This window comes from Caldisphaera sp. (genome assembly GCF_023256325.1).
GTDB lineage: Archaea > Thermoproteota > Thermoprotei_A > Sulfolobales > Acidilobaceae > Caldisphaera.
In genome coordinates, this window is record NZ_JAGDXI010000044.1 from 125,745 (window position 1) to 134,571 (window position 8,827).

Here is an 8,827-nt window from a genome sequence, read left to right on the forward strand (position 1 = left end):
AGATTCCTCACATATTTAACTTTATCATTATTTCTTGAGATAGAGATTCTATCATATCATTTAATTCTTCTGCCTTTTTCCTTATTTCTTCATCTTCAACATCTTGAACCAGGTTTTGTACTTTTGACTTTGCAGCTTTCAGGTTTTTATATATTTCCAGAAGCCTTGGGTCAAAAGATTGCATCTGTTGTATACTTCTCCTAGAGTTCTTTATATTGCTAGTTATTTCTTCTAATTCTCTCATAACTCTATCCTTTGTTTTCAGTTCTTCCATCAATATAGTCCCTATTTTTTCGAAATCCTCTATGCTTTTAGGAACAGTATATTTTAACACTATCAAATCTGATTCCGTAGCTTGATATCTTTTTTCAAGCAATGCATGGGCAGCTATTGCTTTTAATATCTTTCCCTTTCTTCTATCGCTAAGTTGTAATCCCTTCTCATTTAATATCATAAACATCCTTAATAGCTTGCTTTTAATGTTGTTTATGTCTACTTTAAACAACAACGAATTTAATGCCTTTACATTGCTTATGTCCATTATTTTACTAGTTTGTATATAAATCCCTTTCTCTATATCCCAAGAAGCATCAAGTAATCCTTCCCAATGCTCTTCATCAACAGGCTTAACATTATGTCTAAACAAAAACCTATCATAAAGCGCCTCAAGTTCGGGCTCTTCTGGTATTCTATTACTTGCTCCCATCAAAGTCCATAATGGTACCTTTATTTCATTGTACCCATCATATAATATCCTTTCTTGCATTATGCTCAAAATACTGTTCAAAACTGCACTATTAGCATTAAATATCTCATCTAGAAAAGCAATTTCTGCTTCAGGCAATTTATTTTTAGTTATCCTCTTATAAATCCCTCTTCTTAAGCCTGCTATATCAAGAGGCCCAAAAAGCTCGCTTGGTTCTGTAAACTTTGTTAAAAGATATTTAAAATATTTTGCCTCCAATAAATCAGCTGATCTTCTTGCCATAGCGCTTTTAGCAGTCCCAGGCTCTCCTATTAATACTACATGCTCTCCTGTAATAAGGGATAATGTTAGGACTAATGCTTCTTCATGTCTTCCCACAAAAGGTTCTTCTAATGATGCCAAAAACTTGTTTGCCATATCTAATAGATTTGATGAATCTTCGCTCAAATTACACACCTAGCCTCATATCTATTTAGAACTGCAGAGGGAATAAAGGTATAGTTATATAAGATTAATGCAAAGCTATTTAAAGGTATTTTAATTTTTATTAAAAATTTTTATTAAAAATATGCTTTTTATGTTTTTCATAATAATAGGATTATTTTTAAATAAGAGTAGTTTCCCTTATAAATCCCAGTAAACAATAAATATTAATGGTGGGATTATGGTATATAATGTTTATGAAAAATTTACTAACTATCATTCAAAAGAAGTAATAGCAATTTTATATAATGATCCCTTGTATGATTATTTAAAGATTTTAGATCCTACAACAAAAAATGTTATTGCTAAGTTTGAAATCGAAAAGCCTAGAGAAGAAATTTTAGATCTAACTAATTTCATTCCAACCCTCGTTGAGAATTCAGAAGAGATCAAAGAAATAAGAAAAATAAGAAATGAAGCATTAATACAAGATAAAAGCAATGCAAGTAGTTAAAATTATTTATTTTCTTTTATTATTTGTTGAGCTACGCTACTTGGGTTAGATGATTTCTCCAAAATATCTATCCATTTCCACTGCCTCTCTATCTCTTCTTCTAATCCTTTAATTTTTTCAGGATCTTTCATTAATTGTGCATATCTTCCCTGAACTTTAATATATTCTATTATTGGAACTCTTTTTTCTGGCTTCCTATATAGCCTGCTAAATACGCTAACTGTTAGCTTCCCATTTTCATACTCATAGAGTGGAAATAGACCTGTTTGAACAGCTAATTGGCCTAGTTTTGCAGTAAGACTTGGATCAAATTTCCATCCAACAGGATCAGGAGCTAAAAGATGTATGTATTTGAATCCCTTAATTTTTGCTGCCTTCCTAAGTTTATCAATAAAATCTTGTGGATAACCAACTGTTGCTGTCGCAACATAAGGTACTTCATGCGCTATCATTATCATAGGTATGTTTTTCTTATGCTCTTTTTTTCCGGTCCAAGTAGTTGTTGTCCAAGCACCATAAGGAGTTAAACTACTCCTCTGAATCCCTGTATTCATATAAGCCTCGTTATCAGCACATATATACATTATATTATCATTCCTTTCAGCTGCACCACTCATAGCTTGAAATCCTATATCTCCTGTACCACCGTCTCCTGCCCATACAATTACTGTAGTATCTTTGCCTTGGGATTCAAAAGCAGCTTGCATTCCAGATGCTGCACTTGCTGCACTTGCAAATACTATGTTTAATATTGGGAAATTAATACCGCTCTTTGGTGTATATCCTTGAATTACGCTACTACAACCAGCTGGAATTACTAATACAACATCGTCTCCTAAAGCCATTTTAACATATCTTAACCCCATTGTTTCGGGGCATCCTGGACAAGCAGCATTGCCAGGCATGCCGTACCTTACTCTAGGGAAATCGGCTAACCTCACTGGCATTATGATACCACCTCCTCTATTTTAACATTCCTATATTTTGCAGGGAATAACCACTTAATTGGATCATAAACCTTCCCATTCTCTTCAACTTTATTAACAAAATCTATCATTTCGTTTGCAAAGTCTTCTGGCAATACATCTACTCCTCCAAGACCAGCTATCACACCTCTTATATTAGTCATACCATATAGTGTTGAAGAAAGTTCTGTAAATAATTGGCCTGCATTACCAAAAGATATGCTTCTATCAAAAACCAGCACGCCTTTCTTATTATATAATTTTTCTCTTAATATTTCAGCAGGCCATGGCCTTATAAATCTAATCCTTGCTATTCCAGCATTAATACCTTTTTCTCTTAAAATCTTTACGGCCTCTTTTGCATCTCCTGCCCAGCTTCCCATTAATACCATTACGTAGTCTGCGTCATCGCATCTATAACACTCAACAAGTCCTCCATAATACCTACCAAAAGCTTTACCATAACTTTGATCGACTTCCTCTATTACTTTCTTAGCAGCCTCTTGGCCAACTTGAATAGAGTATCTCATCATATAATAATCGTCATCGCTTGTCATATTACCCATAGCTATTTTTGATTCTGGCGTAATAACGTAAGGTTGCCTTCTTGGAGGTAACCAATTATCTACATCTTTTTGATCAGGAACATTCACGGGAGCAACTGTATGAGTTAAAATAAATCCATCTAAACCAACAATAACTGGTAAATAAACTCTTGGATCTTCACTAATTCTAAATGCCTGTATTGTCATATCTAAAACTTCTTGGTTTTCTTGTGCAATCCCAATTATCCAACCGGTATCTCTTTGATCTACAACATCGCTATGCTCTACATGTATATTCCAAGGAGCGCCAATAGCTCTTGCTGCAACTGCCATAACCACTGGTATTCTGGCTGAAGCTGTCCACCATAATACCTCATGCATATATAATAATCCATGACTTGCTGTTGCTGTAAAAGCCCTAGAACCTGCAGCCGCTGCTCCTAAAGTTGCTGCCAATGCGCTGTGCTCGCTTTCAACTCTTATCATTTTTGCTTCAAGTTCTCCTTTTTCTATCATTTCTGATAATTTTTCTACTATAGTTGTTTGAGGTGTTATAGGATAAGCTGACGTTACTTTAATTCTGGCAAGTTTAGCTGCTTCTGCTACAGCATAGTTTCCTGTTAAGGTTTTAATCATCAATTCTCACCCCTTTTTACTTCGGGAACCATCTCTATTGCATTAACTGGACAGACAGCAGCACAAATACCACATCCCTTACAATAATCATAATCAACGTAAACCATGTCATCTTCTCTCCTTAAAATTGTGTCTTCAGGGCAATATAACCAACAATATAAACATTTTGTACATTTCTCTTCATTTACAACAGGCCTTTCAGTTCTCCATGAACCTGTTTTTCCTGAAGATCCAAAATCTGGCCTTGATATAGGCACAACAAAATATGTTTCTGCATCTTTTATTATTAACGTAGAGTTCTCTTGTGTCATATCCTACACCCCTTTATGTATACCAAATTAGGCTTAAATAAGCTGAATATATAAAAACAAAATTTCAATACGAATCACCACATAATGAGGTCATTTTGTATGCATCTAGTGCTGCTGCTGCGTTTGCTTTAGCTATATTTGGTGATGAAAACTGTTCAGCAATAGCGTTACTAATTGAATCTATAGAGACTATACCTAATGCTTTTGAAACTGCTCCTAATATCGCAGTATTTACAGTAGGCCATCCACTTATAACTAAGTTATGGCTTTTGGCTATCTTTGTTGCATCTACACAATAAGTCTTTACATTATCTAAAGGTTCGTTAACCGGGGAGTTAACAATCGCAATACCGTTAGGTTTTAACCCACTCAAAACGTTTACCATCTTAATAAGCTCATAATCCAAAACAACTATTGCATCTGGATTTCTTACTTGGCTGTGCTTCTCTATAGGTTTATCTGAAATTCTTGAATAAACTTCTACTGGGGCTCCTCTTCTTTCTGCGCTAAAATTTGGAATTGCTTGAGCATATTTACCTTCTAAAACTGCTGCTCTGGCTAATATTGTTGCTGCAGTAACGGCCCCTTCTCCACCTCTTCCATGAAACCTGAGCTCTAGATACATACAAACACCCTTGCATTCCAATATCTAAATTTGCCAGGGAGGTTTATATTTTAGAGTTAAGAAGTGGGATGCAGAGGAAACAGAGGGGTCTAATATTTCTAAGTATTATACCTAACTAATAACTCAAAATATCAACTTTTCTGTGCCTTATAATTTATTTTCTAACAAATAGTTTTTAGTAAATAGTTTCGACACATATATAGTTATGTTTTGTTATTTCTATTTGGCCTCTTATATATCCTGGACCCCTCTATTTCAAATAGAAAGTTTTTTGATATATAAAATTAAAAAGATCAATCATTATACAAACCATAACTAAAAATCTGAGTTAAACCAAAAGATTTCTCCATAAGAAACGGAGGGGAATGGGGATTTTTACTAGATTTCTCCATAAGAAACGGAGGGGTTGTTAACTCCCCGGTTAACAAACAGATAGATTTCCATATAAAAAACTAGTTTGTTCTTGAATCCAATATAGTTAGATAAAAAAGTTTGTTGTTTGAAATTATTATGGATTTGCATATACTTTAAATATTTGATTAATATTTACATAATTTAAGCTTGTTAGTATTGGTAGTTGAATGTATTTTTCTTTTTGTAAATGCATTAATTCTCCTGTTTCAGGCATATAAATACCAGGCAAAAGTTTCCTATCTATTTTAATTTTAAGTTTATTAATATATTTGGATTCAAAGCCACATTTTTCACATCTATAACCTTTATTATGGCCTAAACTTTTCATTCTACTTCCACAAATTGGGCATCTTGGAGAGAATTCTTTTTCATATTGATTTACATAAATTACTTCCATAGAATAAGCTGAAATTGTAGGATTAGAATTGTAGAAATATGGCCTAACAGATCCTTGAACTTTAATATAATCGCCATTAACAAGTAATTTAGCTGCTTCATTTAAAGGCCCTGTATCTTTATAGAATGAAATATCAAACATTCCATATTTTGTATTTAACGAAACAATAACATGTCCCTTTGGTAAAATCTTTATATTAGAAACATATCCTTCAATTTCAACGTTTCTATATGGATATGGATGCGCATCGTTAAACAATCCATAGCTAGTGTGTTGATTACTCCTAAACAATAAAGCGAAATGAGGAGTTTCACACAATGAAGATTCGTACTTCCAAAGAAGTCCTTCACAACTTCCCCTAAATCCGGAAAGTATGGGATCAGGACCATTAGGTTTTACAGAAGTTTTTTCTTTAATATAATCATAATTATTTATACTACATGCTGGCAAACTTTTTTCGATTTTTAAAACCAAATCATCTCTAACACATCTATCTTTATTCCAATTATCTGGAAGTCTATAGAAAATAAGCTCAAATGTATAAGGTTCATATAATCCTAAAGATCCTTGAGCAGCAGTTGCACCAATTAATCCTTTCCCTCCATAATATAACACTTTGTTCTTTTCTAAGATATTTATAGCCTCATCTAATAAAACAACATCAGACAGAGCTTTTTTATAAAAATTTTTAAAGTTCTCATCTTCCCATACATTACCTTGTGTTATTACAATACCAGGTTTTTTATTGGGTGATGGAGGCCTAGGATTTGTATACTCGTCAACTAAATTTTTAGCAATTTCAAAGATTTCCTTTGGGTCATCATAGATAAATCTTAAAGCTGTTGAAGCATTACCCCTAGTTTTCCAAGGTATTCCAGGATTTAACCTCACTAATAATGGATAATCTATTAATTTTATTTTATCTTTGATTTCATGAAGAAAAATTCCAGTAAAGTGGGTTGTACACCCACCATACTGGCTATCTATATCATCAAAAGAAATTGTTATTATATTCTCCATTACTTTTTCATCTAAACTATCTTTTTTCTTTGCTTATAACAACTATACTTGTCAAGGTGCTTTTTACACCATCAAGCCTCCTTATTTTATCAGTTATTAGTCCTCTTAGTTTGTCCATACTTTCTGCTTCAACAAAAGCTATTATATCATGTATTCCATATACCATATAGACTTTTTTAACTTCTTGCATTTCGTTTAGCTTGTTAAATATATCATTTTCTTTACCTACATCAGTATTTATCATAACAATAGCTTCTGACACTTCCCCACCACCAACTCAATATTATATTAGGCAGGTTGATATATTTTAATCTTTATGCCGTGTTTTATTGTGTTAATAGATAAAAACCCGCAAAAGAATTAATAAACCAACAAAATATAGAAAATATTGAGGGCCCGTAGCTCAGCTAGGTAGAGCGCCCGGCTCATAACCGGGCGGTCCGGGGTTCGAATCCCCGCGGGCCCATATTAAATACCATGATCTTCTTATGAAATTGGAAACATAATTTACTTATAAATATAAAAATTTAAATAAGATAAAGAGAAAAATAGCGGTGGCATGAGATTGAATAACTATGATGAAGTAATATTAGGTGCTGGATGGGCAGGACTACTTTATGCTGATATGAAATTAACAAATTATAATTATAAAATAGCCATTATAGAAAAAGAAACCGAAGACGAAAAGGGAGGACTATTAAGAAGCGAAACAATAAACGGGTTTACTTTCGATATAGGAGGACCTCATTTATTGTTTAGTAAAGATACAAATATACTTACAAACATTGTTAAATTATTAGGCGATAATGTAACAAAAAGAGAAAGAAACAATTACATATTATATAATAATAAACTAGTTCCATATCCTTTTGAAAATGGTATATATGTACTGGATCCAGAAGCACGTGTTAATTTTATAAAAGGTATTATAGAACGCATGATTTTTATTTCAGAAAATAAGGAATGGATGCCAAAAAATTTTCTAGAATGGATTAAAGGTTTCTTTGGAGATTATATGGCTAACGAGTATTTGATACCATATAATAAAAAAATTTGGAAGAGATCTTTAGAAAATATGGCGGCTGATTGGGTTTTTATACCAGGAAGATTACCTTTTCCTAATCTAGAAGACATGTTAAAGGCAGCAGCTGGCATACCTAATGTAGGATATAAAGAACAATCATATTTTTATTATCCAAAAATCGGTGGAATACAATCCTTATATAATTCTTTATTTAATAAAGTTGCAAAAAGAGGTGTTAATTTTTTATTCGGTAAGAAAGTAGATAAAATAATAAAAAATAATAAGGATAATTACAAGATTAATGATAAAATTAATGCTAAAAGGATAGTTAGTACAATACCTTTACCAGAATTGTTAATTAGTTTAGATTCTGAAGAAAATAGGAGATTAGCAAATGAATTTGATTATAACAGTGTTGTTGTAGTTGGTATTGCTATCTCTTCAAATACACCAAATCAAACAACCGTTTATGTACCAGATCCAAAAATCATTTTTCATAGATATACATGGATGAGTTCATTAATTCCAATTAAAGAAAAAAGTAATCTTATAGCTGAAATAACTGTTCCAAAAGGGGAAGATGTTGATTTAAACAAAATAACTAATCAGGTTATAAAAAATCTAGCAGATATAGGAGCTATAAAAGATGAAAAAGATGTGCTTTTTTCAAAAGCATGGTTTAACAAATATGGCTATCCAATTTATACTTTGAATCACAATGAAATAAGAAGAAAAGCAATGGAAATATTGAACAATTATGGGATTAAATCTGTTGGAAGGTGGGGATCATGGCACTATTGGAATACAGATATGGTTTATAGAGCAGTTAAGGAAGTAGTAGATTCATAGTATTTTATTTAAATGTTCTTAAAAATTATTTTGTTTATTGATATTTTTGTAAAGGAATATTATCAGTTAAGATGGAATAAAATTTTTACCTATATGGTTCTTTTACTTTTAAATTTAATAAAAATTGGGTTATCGAAAAAGATGGTATCCGAATATTTGCAATGTTAAATTATGTTATAATACTCGCTATTATTACCATTTAACTTAATAAATTTTTGACCTAATATTTTATGACCAAGAAATAAAGTCATAATAGCCTATTAGAAGGTATTTTATATTGAAATCCTTGTAAATGAACCTATAACCATCTTCGTTAACTCCATGTATATTCTGCCTAATGATTTTATTACGTTTCTTTATATAATATAATTCCAAACCTGTTTATATCTTCTAATGCC

At 32.1% G+C, this 8,827-nt stretch carries 9 protein-coding genes and 1 tRNA gene; 3 read left to right on the forward strand and 7 right to left on the reverse strand.

Annotated elements, in window-relative coordinates; all coding sequences use genetic code 11:
* Window positions 1-7: 7 nt before the first annotated feature.
* Window positions 8-1,162, reverse strand: coding sequence for an AAA family ATPase (locus tag Q0C16_RS06800; RefSeq protein WP_292320704.1), 1,155 nt, complete (start codon window positions 1,160-1,162; stop codon window positions 8-10).
* A 208-nt stretch (window positions 1,163-1,370) separates the two neighbouring features.
* On the opposite strand from Q0C16_RS06800, the gene Q0C16_RS06805 reads away from it, so the two are divergent.
* Window positions 1,371-1,643 carry a hypothetical protein gene (locus tag Q0C16_RS06805; protein ID WP_292320706.1) on the forward strand — a complete coding sequence of 91 codons (273 nt, stop codon included), beginning with the start codon at window positions 1,371-1,373 and terminating at the stop codon, window positions 1,641-1,643.
* A 2-nt stretch (window positions 1,644-1,645) separates the two neighbouring features.
* On the opposite strand, the gene Q0C16_RS06810 is transcribed toward Q0C16_RS06805, so the two are convergent.
* The 6 genes from Q0C16_RS06810 to Q0C16_RS06835 all read right to left on the reverse strand — a co-directional run bounded on the left by Q0C16_RS06810 (window position 1,646) and on the right by Q0C16_RS06835 (window position 6,818).
* On the reverse strand, window positions 1,646-2,590 hold the full coding sequence (locus Q0C16_RS06810) for a 3-methyl-2-oxobutanoate dehydrogenase subunit beta (RefSeq protein ID WP_292320707.1): 945 nt from the start codon (window positions 2,588-2,590) through the stop codon (window positions 1,646-1,648).
* Window positions 2,590-3,789, reverse strand: coding sequence for a transketolase C-terminal domain-containing protein (locus Q0C16_RS06815; RefSeq protein WP_292320708.1), 1,200 nt, complete (start codon window positions 3,787-3,789; stop codon window positions 2,590-2,592). The genes Q0C16_RS06810 and Q0C16_RS06815 overlap by 1 nt, the downstream gene beginning before the upstream one ends.
* On the reverse strand, window positions 3,789-4,100 hold the full coding sequence (locus Q0C16_RS06820; protein ID WP_292320709.1) for a 4Fe-4S binding protein: 312 nt from the start codon (window positions 4,098-4,100) through the stop codon (window positions 3,789-3,791). The genes Q0C16_RS06815 and Q0C16_RS06820 overlap by 1 nt, the downstream gene beginning before the upstream one ends.
* 64 nt (window positions 4,101-4,164) lie before the next feature.
* Window positions 4,165-4,725, reverse strand: a complete 561-nt coding sequence (locus tag Q0C16_RS06825; RefSeq protein ID WP_367117927.1) for a 2-oxoacid:acceptor oxidoreductase family protein — start codon at window positions 4,723-4,725, stop codon at window positions 4,165-4,167.
* Window positions 4,726-5,233: 508 nt separating this feature from the next.
* Window positions 5,234-6,556: a tRNA(Ile)(2)-agmatinylcytidine synthase gene (locus Q0C16_RS06830; RefSeq protein WP_292320714.1), complete on the reverse strand. Its 1,323-nt coding sequence runs from the start codon at window positions 6,554-6,556 to the stop codon at window positions 5,234-5,236.
* Window positions 6,557-6,572: 16 nt separating this feature from the next.
* Window positions 6,573-6,818: an Lrp/AsnC ligand binding domain-containing protein gene (locus Q0C16_RS06835; protein ID WP_292320715.1), complete on the reverse strand. Its 246-nt coding sequence runs from the start codon at window positions 6,816-6,818 to the stop codon at window positions 6,573-6,575.
* Between the two features lie 130 nt (window positions 6,819-6,948).
* Between Q0C16_RS06835 and Q0C16_RS06840 the strand changes: the two genes are divergently transcribed.
* Together Q0C16_RS06840 and Q0C16_RS06845 are read left to right on the forward strand one after the other, a co-directional pair.
* Window positions 6,949-7,022: transfer RNA gene (locus Q0C16_RS06840), tRNA-Ile, on the forward strand.
* 99 nt (window positions 7,023-7,121) lie between these two features.
* Window positions 7,122-8,429 (forward strand): FAD-dependent oxidoreductase, encoded by a 1,308-nt coding sequence (locus Q0C16_RS06845; protein WP_292320717.1) that lies wholly within the window; start codon window positions 7,122-7,124, stop codon window positions 8,427-8,429.
* Window positions 8,430-8,827 lie beyond the last annotated feature (398 nt).